16 protein-coding genes are annotated in these 17,039 nt (G+C 39.3%); 2 read left to right on the forward strand and 14 right to left on the reverse strand.

The genetic code is table 11. From position 1 onward, the window contains the following. Positions 1-54 precede the first annotated feature (54 nt). Together T530_RS0102785 and T530_RS13355 are read right to left on the reverse strand one after the other, a co-directional pair. Positions 55-1,311 (reverse strand): Y-family DNA polymerase, encoded by a 1,257-nt coding sequence (locus T530_RS0102785; protein WP_038073313.1) that lies wholly within the window; start codon positions 1,309-1,311, stop codon positions 55-57. Next, the gene (locus T530_RS13355; protein ID WP_051537771.1) at positions 1,308-1,622 is read right to left on the reverse strand and encodes a S24 family peptidase; all 315 of its coding nucleotides are present in this window, start codon (positions 1,620-1,622) and stop codon (positions 1,308-1,310) included. Before T530_RS13355 ends, T530_RS0102785 begins: the two co-directional genes overlap by 4 nt. A 111-nt stretch (positions 1,623-1,733) precedes the next feature. On the opposite strand from T530_RS13355, the gene T530_RS0102795 reads away from it, so the two are divergent. Then, entirely contained in the window at positions 1,734-2,348 is a 615-nt protein-coding gene (locus T530_RS0102795) for a S24 family peptidase (RefSeq protein WP_027727708.1), read from the forward strand. A gap of 258 nt (positions 2,349-2,606) precedes the next feature. Further along, positions 2,607-2,801 carry a bacteriocin gene (locus T530_RS0102800; RefSeq protein ID WP_027727709.1) on the forward strand — a complete coding sequence of 65 codons (195 nt, stop codon included), beginning with the start codon at positions 2,607-2,609 and terminating at the stop codon, positions 2,799-2,801. A gap of 2,091 nt (positions 2,802-4,892) precedes the next feature. On the opposite strand, the gene flgE is transcribed toward T530_RS0102800, so the two are convergent. The 12 genes from flgE to T530_RS0102865 all read right to left on the reverse strand — a co-directional run bounded on the left by flgE (position 4,893) and on the right by T530_RS0102865 (position 17,025). Then, positions 4,893-6,284, reverse strand: a complete 1,392-nt coding sequence (gene flgE / locus T530_RS0102810) for a flagellar hook protein FlgE (RefSeq protein WP_027727711.1) — start codon at positions 6,282-6,284, stop codon at positions 4,893-4,895. A 26-nt stretch (positions 6,285-6,310) separates the two neighbouring features. Beyond that, entirely contained in the window at positions 6,311-6,754 is a 444-nt protein-coding gene (flgD, locus tag T530_RS0102815) for a flagellar hook assembly protein FlgD (protein ID WP_027727712.1), read from the reverse strand. 29 nt (positions 6,755-6,783) lie between these two features. Further along, positions 6,784-8,193, reverse strand: coding sequence for a flagellar hook-length control protein FliK (locus T530_RS14585; protein ID WP_156011506.1), 1,410 nt, complete (start codon positions 8,191-8,193; stop codon positions 6,784-6,786). A 51-nt stretch (positions 8,194-8,244) separates the two neighbouring features. Continuing rightward, positions 8,245-8,874 carry a periplasmic-type flagellar collar protein FlbB gene (locus T530_RS0102825; protein ID WP_027727714.1) on the reverse strand — a complete coding sequence of 210 codons (630 nt, stop codon included), beginning with the start codon at positions 8,872-8,874 and terminating at the stop codon, positions 8,245-8,247. Between the two features lie 101 nt (positions 8,875-8,975). Further along, positions 8,976-10,271, reverse strand: a complete 1,296-nt coding sequence (locus tag T530_RS0102830; RefSeq protein WP_038073316.1) for a hexokinase — start codon at positions 10,269-10,271, stop codon at positions 8,976-8,978. 107 nt (positions 10,272-10,378) lie between these two features. After that, the gene (locus T530_RS0102835; protein ID WP_027727716.1) at positions 10,379-11,068 is read right to left on the reverse strand and encodes a hypothetical protein; all 690 of its coding nucleotides are present in this window, start codon (positions 11,066-11,068) and stop codon (positions 10,379-10,381) included. 67 nt (positions 11,069-11,135) lie between these two features. Then, a complete protein-coding gene (locus T530_RS15090; RefSeq protein WP_009106403.1) occupies positions 11,136-11,309 on the reverse strand; it encodes a hypothetical protein in 174 nt (57 codons plus the stop codon). Positions 11,310-11,390: 81 nt separating this feature from the next. Beyond that, positions 11,391-12,638, reverse strand: coding sequence for a tetratricopeptide repeat protein (locus T530_RS0102845; RefSeq protein WP_027727717.1), 1,248 nt, complete (start codon positions 12,636-12,638; stop codon positions 11,391-11,393). Positions 12,639-12,715: 77 nt separating this feature from the next. Beyond that, entirely contained in the window at positions 12,716-13,783 is a 1,068-nt protein-coding gene (locus tag T530_RS0102850) for a flagellar filament outer layer protein FlaA (protein ID WP_027727718.1), read from the reverse strand. A gap of 107 nt (positions 13,784-13,890) precedes the next feature. Then, positions 13,891-14,352 (reverse strand): GerMN domain-containing protein, encoded by a 462-nt coding sequence (locus T530_RS14590; protein WP_051537773.1) that lies wholly within the window; start codon positions 14,350-14,352, stop codon positions 13,891-13,893. 1 nt (position 14,353) lies between these two features. Further along, positions 14,354-15,388, reverse strand: a complete 1,035-nt coding sequence (locus tag T530_RS0102860; protein ID WP_051537775.1) for an N-acetylmuramoyl-L-alanine amidase — start codon at positions 15,386-15,388, stop codon at positions 14,354-14,356. 8 nt (positions 15,389-15,396) lie between these two features. After that, on the reverse strand, positions 15,397-17,025 hold the full coding sequence (locus T530_RS0102865; protein WP_038073319.1) for an ATP-grasp domain-containing protein: 1,629 nt from the start codon (positions 17,023-17,025) through the stop codon (positions 15,397-15,399). Between the last annotated feature and the right edge of the window lie 14 nt (positions 17,026-17,039).

Below are 17,039 nucleotides of genomic sequence, written 5' to 3' on the forward strand. Positions count from 1 at the left end.
AAATACAATAATAGTAAATTCTTGTCAATGTTTTTAGTTATTTATAACCATTAACTATTTTACTCCCGGTACCTTTCCAATATCCGTCGTAACGCACGGGCTCAAAAACTCCCGTTTCATCTGCCAGCCGTCTTTTGTCCAGGACTTTGCAAGTGTAATTGAGCGGCGGCCATAGGCAGTGGTTATATCGTCTACGGCTTTCATCAGGTTTTCTTTTTTAATATCTTCTTCCGGGTCTATAAAAAGCCAGAACTGATTCTGTGTCGACTGTAAATCTAAGAGCGTAATCAGGACAACTTTATAAGCGTAGCCCTGACGGTAGATGTGTGGGAGAACGGCTTTTGCGGCTCTTACAATGTCAGGGATATATGATGTATGTCTGAAGAGCTGGGCTATTCTTGAATTGGTGTACTGGTCATCGAGATTTTCGGAATAATAGTTGCAGGTAGAAATTGTGACCTGCACAGCCCTGCATTCGGAATGCTGCTGGCGGAGGCGTTCTACGGCAAGTTCTGTGTATTCAACTATGGCACATTCTAAAGTTTCCATATCATAGACTTTCTTTGAAAACTGACGGCTTGAAGTAATTACATCTTTCTTTTCTCTTTCAATTTTATCTATACAGCGGATGCCGTTAAGCTCCTGAACTGTTGCAAAGCCCTGTACTGTAAGAAGCCTTTTTGCATCGCAAAGGGGCATGTGCTTTAGCATAAGGGCATTCTTTATTCCGTGAAAGAAAAGTTTTTCTGCGCGTTTGTGTCCTATTCCCCATATTGTTTCCAGGTCTGTACATTCAAGAAGAGCATCTATTTCCGGCGGATTATAGACAAACACACCGCCGTGTTCCTTAGCTTTCTTGTTGTAGAGTTTTGCAAGGGTTTTAGTAGGTGCTGCACCAACACAGATAGGGATGCCGACTTCCTTTGCAATACGTCGTTTGAGGTCGTGGCCGATTTCGTAATACTCTTTTATGGACCAGTTGCATTTATCAAAAAAGAGGAAGCTTTCGTCTATTGAGTATTCCTCAATATCCGGAGCGTATTCAAGATATATGGATGTGATGCGTCGGCTTATGTCTGCATAAAGGGTGTAATTGCTGGAAAAGATAGTAACGCCTTTTTGTTCACATTCCCTGCGAACTTTGAAAAAGGGGTCTCCGCGTTTTATGCCGCAGGCTTTGGCTTCTTTGTTTGCGGCAATAATAATTCCGTCATTGTTTGAAAGAACTGCAACAGGCTTGTTACGTAAATCGGGGCGGTAGATTTGTTCACAGGATGCGTAAAAAGAGTTGGCGTCTGCGTGTAAAATCATAATTCTTTTACCGTATGAATTACGTGTGTTACGGCTCCTGTGATGATTGTATCTTCTGTGGTTTTCCTGATTTTATAAACTCTTCCTAAAACAAAATGTCCTTCTGATTCGTAGACTACAAGGCTGTTGGGAGTGATTCTTTTGGCTCGGTCTATAATAAGGATGTCACCGTTATAGATTCCCATATTGATATAGTTTGAGCTTTCGATTTTCATTACGACTGTTGCGGACGGATGCTTGATGAGAATGCTGTTAAAGTCTATGCCTTTCTGTTCATAGCCCTGAGCGGGACTTGGGAAACCTGTAATCATAATAATAATGATAATTCTACTGTAACTGATTGTCAAGTTATGTAATCAAATGATTACACTATTAAATCAAATGATGTGTACAAAATATATGAACAATGTTATTATAAAAATATGGAAGCTGATATTTTCTGGGAAAAGGTAAACAAAAAACTTCTTAGCATTGATAAAACAAAAGAATGGCTGTGTGATAAAGTCGGAATTAATTATGGTTCGATGCGTAATAAAATTCATATGGGCCGTATGCCAAGCTTTGATGAAGCTATGAAGATAATAAAAGCACTTGGTTTTACAATGGAAGGCTTTGAAGCATACCCAGAAGCTGCACAAACCGACACTCTGACAATACCAGTTTACGAGCAGGCTTATTCAGCTGGTAAAGGACAGTTTGTTCCTGAAGATGCAGAAGTTATTGAATATATTGCAGTACCAGCAGATTTGAAACATTATGCAGATAAACTTATGGCGGCATATGTTCGTGGTGATTCAATGGAGCCTACACTGTATGATGGAGACCGAATTATTTTTGATAATATGGGCTTTGACGGTGATGACGGTATTTATGCGATTATCTTTAATGGTTCGGGATTTGTAAAAAGATTACAGCGTGGTAATGGATATGTGAAGATTATTTCTGATAACAAAGCTTATGAGCCAATGGAAGAGCCAGGCGAAAGTGATAACTTTAGTGTTGTTGGAAAAGTCAGATATGTTTTGCATAAGATGTAAAAGCCACACTTGACGATTTTATTATATAGGTATAACATAATGTTATTATAAAAGACCTCCTTTTTTATATTATTTTAATTGCCAGACCCTTATTAATACGTTGTATTGATAAGGGATTTTTTTTCCCCGTGCACCGATTTTTTTGACTTCAAAACAAATTGGTTTATAATTTGAATATACAAAAATTTAATCATTATATAAGCATATCTCTTGGCCTTTTTTAATTCAGGTTCGTATTAATTAAAAAGGAGAAAACTTATGGAAGCTAACAAAGAGAAAAATGAATTATCTGCAAAAGAGCTTGAATCAGTTTCTGGTGGTTTTGAAGAACAATTAGAAGGTATTCCAATGAAGGAACTAATTAGTACACCTTTGGAAGCTGCTGCTAAAGCTGCAGAACAACTCAAAAGCAGTCTAAAAGACAGAAAACCTGTAGAGTTTGGCCAGCAATAAACAATTCCTACTTTTTATTTTTTATTATTTTTTGTCATTTCCCCCGTGCCCCCATTGTGTGCAAGCTACACTTGTGTGCTGAAAAAATAGGAAGCTTTGTCGGATTTTGTTAGAAAGAAAAATTGTCTGCGACAGATAAGTGTAGTTTACGACAGTTAAATGACGCATTTTTCACAAATGTGTACTTTCTATTAAATATGATTATATATGATTAAGTATGAAAGAATACTATAGAGTTATCTTTATATATATATTTTTTCTTTAGCTACACTTTCTTAAAGAAAAAAGAATATATATAGAAAACATATAAAATATATTTGTTAACTTTAACTGTAGTATGTGTTGTTTTTGCTATGTGTACTTTAAATAATTTTTACTGCGGATGAATTTATTTTGCCCTCGCGCACGCGCCCCCCGCGATTTTAAGAAAATTTTTGCGTGGGTTTTGATTATCGATTTGAAAATCTCAATCGGTTTGGAATCGACTTCATCAGGATTATCAGCAAGAAACTAACAATTGGTAGAGGTGGCGCAAGTCCTTCTAACTGCTTTTCTTTCTGCGCCACCAGGTCTGAGTGCACCGCCTTGTGCGGTGTGCGAAGGACTGCCAGCCGCGCACGGATGCGCGGCTGTGCCGATTGAGTGCCGCCCGCGCTGGGCGGTGCGAATGAGGCAAACTCTGACACATACATACAGATTTCTTTTTATCGCCATTGGTAGATTAAACTCCACCCCCAAAACTTGCAGGACAGCTGTAATGCTGAGCAAAAGGGTGCCCCCTTGCCCCCCAAGAGCGGTTCAATAACATACCTTATTTTTTACGAAGGGGGAAAAGGGGGATGCCCCGCGGCGGGGGGAAAGGGGGAACGCTTTTGCGTGCCTGCAAGTTTTGGGGGTGGGCTCGCGGAAGTTGCACATCCATTTTTAAGAGAAACCTGTGCGCGAACTAACTACGCTTAAAGGCGATTACATACAGATAACCCGGACAACCGTTTGTTTGATTTTGCACTAAAGACTGCCTTTTACGGTTTAGCCTGACTTACTTTTCTACAATCTGGGAAAACATTTGATTTTAGATTTGAGTGAGCGGAACGCTACAGCTAAGCTGGTGCGTGAAGCGATATGACTTAATGCGATATTTCATAATTACACAAAAGGCAACCTTGCGAGCTTTCCAGTAAATGCAAACACGGTGTGACGAACGGACTGAACGGAACCGCGCGGAATGAAGTTGACGAACGGAATGCGTCTAGAACATGTAGTGAGGAAACGCAATGCAGTGCGGTGAAGTAAAGGACGTGAGGAGCACGGTGTTTGTTCCTTTTGGGAAGAAGACGCTTGGAGAACTGCGGGAACTGAGGGAGCGGAAAGTCTGCCTTCTGCAAGGTGGAACGCGAGTGCTATTCGAGGTGGCGGAGTTTTGGGTGGTGGATGCGTTGCGTGGGAAGCGCGGAAAAGGCAGTCTTGGAGCGAGCGACCTTTGGAAGATTAGATTGTATCGAACTCCGGTCACGAAATCCGTATGTCGGTATATTTTTCGGAATAGTAGTCCGTACGTCCGCTGTTCCGGATTTTTTATATCGAATCGATAATCAACACAAAAATCGACACAAAACACAATGAACATATTAGTAAATAATACTAAATATTGACAAATTCACTTTGTAGACTTACAATAATCTTATAATGACTTGTGAACTAGCAAGACCACAGGCATATGATTTTTTCTGAAAATCCGTATGTCGTTAGTTCGATTCTAACCTGTGGCACGAAAAAGGTTTCTGGTAACGGAAACCTTTTTTTTGTTTAAAACCTTATTTTACAAGGATTTAGCAAAGCCATTTTATCAATTAAGCAGGGTTTTCGACTACCTTTATTGGATAATACTGGACGATTAAAAACCGGTTTTTTGACGCTGTAGTAATTGATTGTGCAAAAACTGTGCAGGGCTTTTGTATTATTTTGTTTAATAGTGAATATTTGTATAACAAGTACATAAAAAAGCCCTGCCGGACTGATGGATTGTCCGACAGGGCTTAAGTTTTTTTTATATTCACTCAGGCAGCCCCCCCGCTGCCCTTAACTAGCTACTTAGCGTTTAAGTGAAAGTACAGTTTCAAGCAGAGTATCTGCTGTCTGAATTGTCTTACTGTTAGCCTGGAAGCCGCGCTGTGTTACGATCATGTCTGTCATCTGTTCAGAAAGGTCAACGTTTGACATTTCCAAAGCGCCAGCCATCAAAGTACCTTTTCCGGCAACTCCAGATTCACCAATGCGGGCCATACCAGAGTTGTTAGACTCTACGTAAGTGTTGTCTCCGGCTTTTTCAAGACCGCGCTCGTTGGCAAATGTTGCAAGAGCAATCTGTCCGATTGTGCGGTTCGTACCGTTTGAATATACACCTGTGATTGTTCCGCTTGAGTCAATCTTGAAGTTATCAAGATAACCCATTGTGTAACCGTCCTGGTAATAAGCCTTTGTTGTTGACTTACTTGCTGACTGTGTAATTGTATCCTTGAAGCTTCCGATTGTTCCAAGGTTGATGCTCATTGTCTGGCGGTAAGGATTTCCGTCTGCATCCGGATTTGAATCGCTTACAGCAAAGCTTGCCTGAATTACAACCTGTCCTTCAGGATTTGTAACGTTACCGGCGCTGTCTGTAACTCCCTGCAAAGCACCAAAGTTATCAAAGCTTACGACAAATGTATTTTCCATGCCGTCAGTTGTTCCAAGACCTACGCGAGTATTTGTGAACTCTGCGTTATCAGGGTCAATATTTACAACTGCATTCCACTGGTTAGAAGTTCCAGGAACACGTGTAAAGCTTACAGAAAGCATGTGCTTGTTTCCAAAGCTGTCATAGATTTCCTGTTCTGTTCCCCAGGTTCCTTTAAGAATATCGTCTGCGCTTGCCCCCTCTGCAATTTCAGGAGTGTTTTTGTTCAAGTTGCAAGCAAAGTTTACGTTAGTTGTTTCGCGTGCAGGATCTTTTGAACCTACAGGAATGATAAGGTCTGTTGGAGTTGCGGCTGTAGAAACGATGTCCTGTCCGTTTACTTCCTGTGCCATCCATCCCTGAACACGCATACCGTTTGCTGGGTTTACCAGAGTTCCGTCGCGGTCAAGACCAAAAGAACCGTTACGGGTGTAGAAGCTTTCTTCGCCGCTCTTCATTACAAAGAAGCCGCTTCCCTGAATTGCAAGGTCAGTGCTTACACCTGTTGACTGAAGGTTACCCTGATTAAAAATATTATCAATAGAAGCTACAGTCATACCAAGTCCGACTTCCTTAGGGTTTACACCACCTAGTTCATCAGTTGGTTTTGCAGCTCCGCTCATCTGCTGGCTGATCATATCCTGAAAGTTAACGCGGCCGCGTTTGAAACCGCTTGTGTTAACGTTGGAAATGTTGTTACCGATTACGTCCATTCTTGTCTGGTGATTCTGAAGTCCTGAAACTCCAGAATAAAGTGATCTCATCATATGCTTAAACCTTCCTTCCTACCCGATTAGTTGGCGTAAATCGCCTTGATTTTATCCATGCTGTAATACATGCCGTTCACCATCACCTGTGGATTTTCCCCTCGAGTTGCCCCTTCCACAATTCCCTGAACGGTTGTATCACCTATATCCAGTTCTACTGTTTTTCCTAAAGTGCCAGCTGCTTCCTGTGAATTAAGGAAGTCTGCCATTTTAGAAAATGAAGTACTCATGTTAGTCATCTGTTCCAAAGAACTGAACTGAGCCATCTGGGAGATAAACTGTGTATCTTCCATTGGGCTGGTAGGATCCTGATTTGAAAGCTGTGTGATAAGCAGTTTCAAAAAGTCATCTTTTCCAAGTTCGTTGGACGTTTTTCTTCCCTCATGAACGAGGGTTTTGTTGTAAGTGTTTACTGCGTTGTCTACCGCAGTTCTTTCACTTGCACTTAGTTGTGTATTCAGCAGTTCCATCATCTACCTCTTACTTCTAATTTCGGAATTTACGCAACAATGTTTACAGAATTCTTTCCAAAATTTGATTCAAAATTCACAAAGTCTTCTGCACTTTCTGCATCACCAAAAACTTCTACGCCGCCAGTTGAATAGGTTCTTTTTCCCCAGAGATCGTTTCCGTCATTCTGAGCAAACTGTTCGCCGTTTCCAAACTGACCGTTCTGTCCGCCGCTATAAGAAACATCAAAACTTGCATTTTCAAAGCCGCTTTTAATAAAAGCTTCACGCAAAGTTTCTGCGTTATCCTTAAAAACCTGCATTGCTTCTTTTGTTGCAACAGCAATGTGGCCCTGTACAGTCTTTCCGTCCAGACTGAGCTGGATTTTTACGTTGCCAAGGTCATCCGGATGCAGAACAAGATTAATTGTTCCCTGATTATTGTCTTTAAGAACGATATTTCCGGCTTTTACAAACTCAGGTACGTTTGCCTGAATCTGATTATTAAGCATCTGCTGGAAATTTGAGTTCTGGGCCCCAGCGCTCTGATTATTAAGGCTTAAAATATCTGCCTGAGCATCAGTCTGGGCATATTCCATTGTGATTGTTGCAGTATTTTCACCGGTAAACTTGAGTTCTGTCTTAAGAGATTTTTCATCTTTTGCATCTTTTACAAGAGCTTCAAAATCAACTTTTTCAGACTTTGTTCTAAGGTCTTCTACTGTGATTTTTCCTTCTTTATCAAATTTTGAAAGGTTTTTCTTTGACTGAAAGTCGTCTTCAAAATTAAACTTAAGGTCTTCTTCAGTAACAGGAGAATTTAAATATTCCAGCTGGCTCTGACTAATCTGACCTTCTGTATTAAGAAAGTCTGCCTGAGGGATTTCAAAATCTTCATCATTTTTTAAGCTGACTTGATTTTTGATTTCCTGATTTTCAAAATTATTTACAAACTGGCTGAAGTCATCTGCATTCTGCAAAAGCTCATCAATGCGGCTTGTGTGTAAATCTTTTTGAATTTTATCTTCATCTGAAGGCTTCTTTACAAGATTTTTAGTCTTTGTTTCAGATTTTTTCTGTAACTGGCTTTCTTTTTCATCTTTTACAGAAAGTTTTTTTTCTGTTTTTTCAGAAGATTCAGCAAAATCTTTTACGATGACTTTTTCTTCCTTTTCAGAACTTTCTTCTTGCTGTACATTTTCGCTGACTTTTGGATTTTCTTTTTCTGCTTCAGACGCTGCTGATACATTTTCAGGCTTTTCTTCAGAAAGGACCGGCTTTTCGTTCATATTATTCTGAACGCCAGCTTCCGGAGCCTTTTCTTTAGTCTGAAATGAGGCAACTAAATCAGAAAATGATGTGTCAGGAGTTTTTTGTAAATTTAGACTTGGATTTTTTGTAAGCTGAAGAGTTTCAACCTGAGGCTGGACTCCGGCAAAATCCATAAATTGTAATGCCATGTGCACTCCTTTTTTTATAAACGAAGCGCATAGCCGGATTTTTAGTATGTTCTAGTTCAATGATTCAGGCTTATTAATCATCTTGCGCTGTATTTCTGCAGCCCGCTCAGATGGCATTAAGCTAAGCCAGTAAGAACCCATTGAAGAAGTGCCGTTTGCTTTTGCAAGTTCTTCTACCTTGCGAAGAACGTCAATAACTGTCTGATCGTCCATTGCAACAAGAATGTCAACTGCATTTTTTGGCGCCATACCGTTCAAATTGGTGGCAATCTGCTCTACGTTTACATTCTTATCATCGTATTTTTTTACAGCCAGGTTAAATGTTTTTTCTCGCTCTTCCTGATTTTTTTCACGCTCAGAAAGTTCCTGGGCGGTCTGTTCAAGCTGAGTTTCTTTTACTGTGATGTCTGCTTCGCGTTTATCAAGGGTTTCTGCCTGCAATAAAAGTGATTCCTGGATTTTTGCAAGGCGGTCTTCATCAAGATTGGCAACAAGGGGGCGTGACTGTGTGGCAGTCAGCGAGGTCTGGGGAGTTTTTCCCATTACTTTATAGAGAGGAGCAAATGTCTTTTTAACAGAAATTACATCAAGATAATCAAGCCATAATCCTCCACCAATCAGCAGAATCAAAATGATTATGATTAAAACAAATGATTTTCCTAAACTTTTTGCAAAAGACATTTTCTCTCCTGTGTAAGCGGCCCGGTCAGAGGCCGCGGTGTTTTATAGCAAAGCGTTAAAAAAAATTGCGATGCAGCAATTTTTTAGCTTTACCACTTGAACTAATCTATAAGTCCTGAAATAGCAGCACCCAAAGTGATGTCGTTATCACAAGCTACGATTTTCCAGTACAAACCAAGATTCTTTGTAAGGATTTCGTCAAGGTAAGCATTAACGCGCTCTTTAATCATGTGTGTTTTGTGGAATGTTGTTCCGTCACACAAGATACATACAGGGCGACTTGCATTTTTACCTTCACCAGTCTTGATTACGCAGGCTGTAAGAATAGCTGCTGCATAGCGTGCAGAACGTTCTACAATTGCGTCAAGAATCTGGAATACTCTGTCGTAATCCTCTTCATTTCCATTTTCGGCAAGAATTGCACCCAAAGTTGAGCCTGAATTGCGTGGATTATGAAGATACTGATCAAGTTCAATCAATGTAAGAGATGGCAATGCCTTGATTTTTGCTGCAACTTTGTCAGAGAACAAGCCGTCATCACTTGCAGCCTGCAATGCAAACCAGGAAACTGGTCCAAGATAAGCGCCTGAACAGAGTTTTTCCAAAAGGAAGCTGCCAGGTTTTACAGTTGTTTTATCAAATGCCTTATCAAATTCACTCTGGTTTACGTTAGTAACCTTTCCGCTTTCGCAAACGATAATCTGCTTTTTGATTCCGCATTTTTCGCAAGCTGGCTGAACATAAGCAGCGTTCATACCTGTTCCAAGAATGAATCCGATATATGAAGAAAAGTTTTCTACGTTATCTGTAAGAGAAGCGCCTGCAAGCAAAGCTGCTACAGTGTCGTTACAGAGTGTAATGCGTTTAATGTCGTTCCAGCCGTGCTCTTTAAGGACAGCTTTAAGGCTTTCACCAATTTTTGCGCCAACTACTTCAGGAGCCTTTACTTCCTTAGAGAAACCAAGAAGGATTCCGTCTCCGTCTTCTGTAATAGTCATAGGATAAGAGAAACAGAAACCAATTCTGTCTGCCTTATTCTTAAGGTGTTCAAGATTTACAGCAAACTGTTCAAAGAAGTCTTTGCGTGAAAGTTCCTTTTCAACACCAGGCATCTTTGTTTTTTCCATTTCAGAAATAGAAGGTACGCCTTCGTTATCAAAAGTAACAAGACAAGAACGGAAGTTAGTTCCACCGGCATCAATTACAATTACAGATTTTCCTTTTGCAGAAGATGAAGGAGGATTTGAGAAAGTTTTAATCATATCCTCATCTGCTTTTTTACCCTGAAGGCCGTTAGACATATCATCCAAAATAGCCTGTGCAACAGAAAGCACATCCACGTGGTTTACAAAATTGTGGCGTGCAAGAAAAGAACTTACAGTCTTATTCATTTTCATATCCTTAATTTTTAGATGAAAAAATTATAACACAATAATAAAATTATTTCACTAGATTTTCTTGTGTGTCAAAAAATGAATAATAAAAGTTGATAAAAAAGCTGGAATTACTGATTCTGAGGTGTACAAATCATGCGGTAAAACCAGTTCTGAAGTTCAATTACTCTGGCAGAAACCGCATTTTCTACTATTTTTTTTACAAACTTCATTTTTAATGGAGAAAATTTTGTCTGAATAAGAACATAGAGGTTTGCCCCCTCTTCAGTTTCTTCAAGAAAAACAAAAATGCAGGCTTCGTTCTTTTTAATTCCCTGTAAGAAAATATTATCAGGAGTCTTATTTAATACAGCCATTACACTGTAAATAGTAGTTTTTTCAACATGTTCATCTACGTCAACTTTTAAATAGAGTCCGCCGGCAGCCTTGTCCTTTACATATAATTCGTGTTCAATTTCGTCGTAAGATGATTTTTTGAAGATTGGCTTAAGTTTACCTGTGTGCCCGTCTGTATAGCATACGCCAGAACATTCTTTATCAAGCCCGCCCATCTGATCAAGCTTATTTAATACTTCCTTGCATGGGTAGCCTTTCATTTCTTCACGGGGAATAAACATTACAGACTGAAAACAGTAGCTTGAAGGGAAAATTGTTTTTAATTGATTTGAATATAAGTCAGTATAATCTGTCTGTGGAAAAAGAGAATAATCCCTGTCGTAAGTGTGCTTACTATCTCTTACTGCGGCATGAAGATTTAAAGTAGAAATGTATAAGAATAGGATTATCAGTAACTTTTTCATAATAGCTTAAAAAAAAACGTATGGTTCATGAGTCCATACGTTTTTACTCCCAAATTGATATTAAATATTATTTAAAATCCTTTGGTCTTCTTTCAACACGTTTGCATTTCTGGCATTCTGCAATATTCTTAAGTCTGCCATTTTCAATCATTGTTTTCATTATGATTTCGCCACCGCAATCTGGACAAGCGAATTTTTGTGTTGCAACAGTTGTACGAGAGTTCTTACTAGCTCCAGCCATTTAATTGCCTCCAATCGAATATTCGTGATTATTAATTTTATTGAATATCAGTATTTAAGTCAATAACAAGATGACCCATTTTTACATATTCATACCAAACTTTTTAACAAGTTTTTCCTGAAGGAACTTGTATTCATCCTGCTTCATGCCAAGCTTGATAGCAGCATCAAGATCATTCATGGAATTTTCATATTCATTTACTTCATAATATGCAAGGGCGCGTCTGAAATGAGTATGAGCCTGGAATTCATTAATTTCAAGAGAAGTTGTAAAGCATTTAATTGCTTCCTTGTACTTTTTCTGAATAGCAAGAACGATTCCCTTGTAATAATGAGTTCTGAATGCCTTAGGATCATTTTCTATGCTCTCATCAAAATCTTCAAGGGCAGATTCAAAATTATTCATAGAAAAATATGCCATACCGCGGTGCTTTCTGATAACAGAAATAATTGACTTCTGACTTGAAGGAACTGCTTCCAGAATTTTGGAATAAATATTGATAGCTTCTTCGAGGTTGCCTTCATTATGAGCATGAATGGCCCGCAAAAGCATATCATCAATAGTTCCCTGAACAAAAGGAGAAACGCGGTTAATAGTTTCAGGAGCCGCAGATTTTGGTTTTTCATCCAGAAGATTATCTGCCATTGAGTAGAAAGAATGGCGGCGCTCTTCAACTTCTTTCTGAAGCTTTTTCTGATAGTCGCGGATTTCCTGGAAAGTAATATCTGCAAGTGACAGAGAAGCATTGATTGCTGCAAGCTTACGGCGGAGCGGCATATCAAAAGGAGAAAATTCTGTCTTATAAATAAGTTCGTGTTCTACTTCTGCCCATGCATCCTGCAAAATTGTACGAATCTGAATTTCACAGACAAGTTCCCCTTCCAAAGGCATCAGCTTTTCAAAACGCTCGTCTTTTTCAGGCAGGCATTCATCAGGGATTTTTACAAGCACGTGAATAGATTCATAGCCGAATTCACTTACCTTCTTTTCATCACCTTTTATTTCAACTTCCCTGATTTCAAAAATATCTTTTATCTGGGAAATTGCAAGGTTAATATCTTCCAGAAATGCGCAAATCAGTCTGATACCCAGCATATCTGTAAGACAGATAATTGAATTTACAGCCGTAATTTTATCTGCTTCTTTTCTAAGCACCTTTTTGTAGTAGCTTTCAAAACGTTTAATTCGCCACTTATAAGTTGGCTGGGCGCTTAAAGAGATTTTTTCCTGCAAAATGGTAAGTATATTCTGCAAGATCTTTGCAAAGTATTCAGAATATGCTTCGTAATTTTCCCGGATTGTTGCTTTTGACAGATAGTTATTATTCATAATTTCTTAGTATGGCAAAAAAAAACGCTGTTGAATATTTCATTCAACAGCGTCTTCATTCATTTAATTCTCATGGATTACTGAACTTCAGAACCAGAGTTTCCGCCGTCGTTAGTAAGACTTGAAGTAAACTCTTCTTCTGCAGCAAGCTTAGCCTTTTCAAGATAGCGGTTAACCTGTTTTTCACCGAATCTTGACATTTCAGCATTCTGTCTTGACTTCTCTTTCTTTGTTACGATACCCCAAAGGTCTTCATCAGCGATGTCGCGGTCAGTTGTAAGAAGAGCCTTGTCGTAGATGATTTTTACATCTTTGAAGTAACCGATAAAGTCACCGCCTTCCTGACGAGCATCACGTGTGATCTGGAAACCTGTGAACTTTACAAATGGAAGTCCACGTGGGTAGATTGGATATACACGAATCTCACGGCTACGGATTTCTGTGATGTACTGAGGGTTGTTCCAGCGGAGTTCTTTCCATCCGTCAAAACCAAGGTATCCCATAAAGTAGCGGCGTTCTACATTGTCGTTATCTTTAAGAAGTACATACAATCCGTGCGGATGGTTCATACCCATTGTTGTTACCTGAATTGATTTGATTGTTCCAACGTTCTTTACAACACCGTAACCATCTTCGAAAAGAGTTTTTCCACTTGCCTTTTCTTCATCAGTTGGTTCCTGTGGGTTACCTTCGTCATCGCGCTGAGCCAAAGGTTCATATGCTGGAATCTCAAAAGCAGGAATTACTTTTGCATTCGAGTTTGCGTTCCATGAAGGGAATACAACACGAACACCCATTACATTCTTACCTGCAAAAGGTACATCAGCACTCTCTTTTACAGGAGCTGAAACAACTTTAGAATCAGCCAAAGCTAAAACTGATTTAGCTGACGAGTTCAATGTAACTTCCCATTCTGGCAATGCAAGTGATGTTCTCATAAGATCTTTCTGATCGTTAGTGAATGTCGCACCAGCACTTACAGAATAGTCCATAGCAGTATGCTTGTTCTGAGTGTTATTGCCATTTTGGTCAGCACAGCAATCAGCCTCAAGCAAAGTAAAATCGATGAGCATGCTTTCTTCAGCAAAAGCAGCGCCACCAACGAGCAGCATAGCAGCTGCGAATAAACACAAAGTCTTCTTCATACCTGGAAGCTCCTTTAATATACTTTTCGATGTAGCCTTGTATAAAATTATTATCATACAAGATATTAATTTTGTCAACTTTTTAAGTTTTCAAAAATGTTAATTTTTTAATCTTCGTAGGCAATTTTTCCGTCTACAAAAACCTCTATTTTCCAAATTCCGAAAAAGTTTTTATGAATATTCTTTTTCAGAAGACTGATACCGTCTTTTATATCAATTACACCGTATCCCGACTGCAGGAGTTCAGCAGATAAATCAAGATATAATGTACCTTTACGTACAAAACATGAATTGACTTTTGTGCCTCTTGCAAAAAGAAGTTTTGTTCTTTCTACACCCGAGCCAAGAAGAAGTTCATCCAAAAAAAGATTCAAATCTCCCTGTACAGGATTGTTTGGCAGGTAACGGTATTCAACTACATATTTTCCTTCATCAACTGAAGGGAAAATAAAAAGTCTACGGCTTTTATGATTTGAAATCAGAAATAAAAGAAGCGAAAGCGAAAACAAAAAAAACGCAAGGCTTAAAATTAATATTCTGACATAGCGAATTTTTCTAGTATTATCCATATTATTTTATAGCAGTAAATCCTTCTGAACGTTCAAAATGCGTAATAAACGCACTAAGGCCATTATATATTCCTAAAGTTGCTTTTTTCAAGTATTTGTCATCATTCATTAAAAGAGCTTCCTTTTCATTTGAAACAAAACCAAGCTCTACAAGAACTGCCGGCATATTTGAATTTTTTACTACAAACCACTCTTCCGCGCGGATTCCGCGGGCTGTAGATTCTTTTCCAATCTGAGCCTGAAGTCCGTCCATAATGAATTTTGCAATCATAATGCTTTCTGTTGTGAATTCTTCTTCTGTCATTGAGTTTAAAATCGGGAAAAGTGCGTTTTCATCAGATGCGATTGAGCTTTTGTCGATTACAGTACGGCGGTAATTTGGAGAAAGATACCATACTTCATAACCTGATGAAGATTTATTAAGAGATGAATTTACGTGGATAGAAATAAAAAGAACAGCTTCGTTTTCCTTTACTTTTACGCTGTTTGCAATTTCTGTGCGCTCTCCAAGTGAAATAAACAGATCAGAACTACGGGTAAGTACAATTTTTTTGTCTGGATAAGCTGTCTTCAAACGGTCATAAAGCATTTTTCCAACCTTAAGGTTGATGTCTTTTTCGCGGATTGTAACGCTTTTTCCGCCGATTTTATAAGTTTTAAGGGCGCCTGGGTCTTTTCCGCCGTGGCCCGGATCAATAAGGATTGCGCCGACCTTAAATGGAGTTTCTGTTTTCTGGCTGAAAAAAGTTTCTGCATCGCTTAGGAATTTCTGAGAAACCATAATCTGATTGTTTGCAATTTCAGGAGCATCTGTAAGCTGAAGGTAAAGACTGTCCAGAACTACAATGCCCTCTCCGTTACGGAAGCTTAGCTGATGTCCGGCTTTTTCAATCATTCCTGTTTCAGAAAGGGAATCCCAGTAAACAGTCATTCCTTTATTTTTTGCAGACTCTAAAAGAGAAAGAGTATTAGCGGCAAAAAGCTTTGCAGAGGCTAAAAGAGCGAAAATTGTAATTAATTTTGTTTTTAACTTCATATTTTTTCCTATTTTTGTGAATCTGAAACATATACGGCAGCCTGAAGACCGCCGCGCATTAAGGCTGACCAGAACTTTCTGGCCTCAATAGCCGGGTGTTTTTTACGCAAAATATCAAACTTTTCTGCTGTCTGAGAAATTGTATTGTAATTCCAGTCTATAAGGGCGCCGTATTTTTCTAGCAGGAAGGCCGGAATAAGGGATTTTACGCTCTGCTTTTCCGGGATCTGACCGGTAATTTCTGCAAGTTCATCTTCGGAAAGTTTTGCAAAAGCTGATGGCGGGAAGCCCTCTTCGTCAGGAAGACAAGTTCCATTCAGGAAATTTTCTGTTTCTGCGTTATCTGGTTCCAGGGTGATGAATACGTTGGAAGCGGCGTCTTCCGAAGCAGAAATTGCAATATCCCGGCTGTGACTTACAGCAATTACGTTTCCGCATTTTTCTACGTTGTTTCTTGGGAAATCGACGCTTCCGCCAAGACTTACAGTTGCGCGTGGAAGAATATCCCGCACTGCCTGGTCGGTATATTCCTTTATTTCTTCAATATATTGTACTTTTCCAGGAATAGAAATCCAGGCTCTTTCTGCGCTTGTTCGTGTGCAAGGGATTTCAAAAAGCTCGTAAGGCTTTGTAAGTTTTGTTTTTCCGGCATTAAAATCAACAGTCTTTCTGCGGGAAAGTATATCTGCAGGTTCTTCTCCGGCTGCGATTAAAAGAGCTTCTTTTGTAAGATTTAAATCTGAAGCATAAGGATAGGTCCATCCCGACATATAACCGCCAGAAAGACGGCCTGCAATCTCACCTATCATTGCGCCATTTTTAGTAAATTTAATGTCTGCTTTGGCAGCACCGCAAGTAAGGCCAAGGGCTTTTGCGCCGCAGGCAAAAATTGAAATAAGTTCGTCGTGAACTTCATTGGAAAGGACAGCAGGCATTGTATGACCGACTTCTATAAAATAAGGAGGATACTTTATATGACGAACGGCAAAACCTGTTACAGTAAAGGTGCCATTGTAAACTAAAGCATCAATAGAATATTCCTCTCCTTCCATATATTCTTCAAGAATTGCGTTTCCAGAACGGGAAGCTTTGATAGCGGCAGAAAGAGAAGATTCAAACTCCCCTTTTGAGCGAATCATACGGCAGCCGCGGGCCCCCATGTTATCTACAGGTTTTACAACGAGAGGGAAAAGAAGTTTTTTTTCTTTATAAGAAATGCCGTCATCAAAAAGCTGAAGGTCTTTTTTTGAGTCAGAATTAATGTTGAAAAAATCTGGAGAAGGAACTGACGCTTTAGAAAAACATTCCCTCATTCGAGTTTTTATGCTTGCGTTTTGAGCCGCCTCAAAAGAATGAGAAGCAAGTCCTAATTTTTCACAGACATAAGAAACTGAAGCAGAAAAATCTGTGCCGGCGGTAAATACCGCAGAAAGTCCGACTGTATTTTTTAATTTTTCGGCATAGGCAAGAATTTCTTCGCGGGCCTTTAAATCAATCTTACAGAATTCATCAGCTAAAGGAACTGCAACAGCCTTAGGATCTGCATCAATTACGTAAGTTTTATAGCCAAGTTCCCTGGCGCTTAAAATGGCAGGCTTTTGCATAAGGCCTGCGCCCAAAATCAATATATTTTTCATTTTCCCTAAATCCA

It is taken from the genome of Treponema sp. C6A8 (assembly GCF_000619925.1).
In the GTDB taxonomy this organism is placed as follows: Bacteria; Spirochaetota; Spirochaetia; order Treponematales; family Treponemataceae; genus Treponema_D.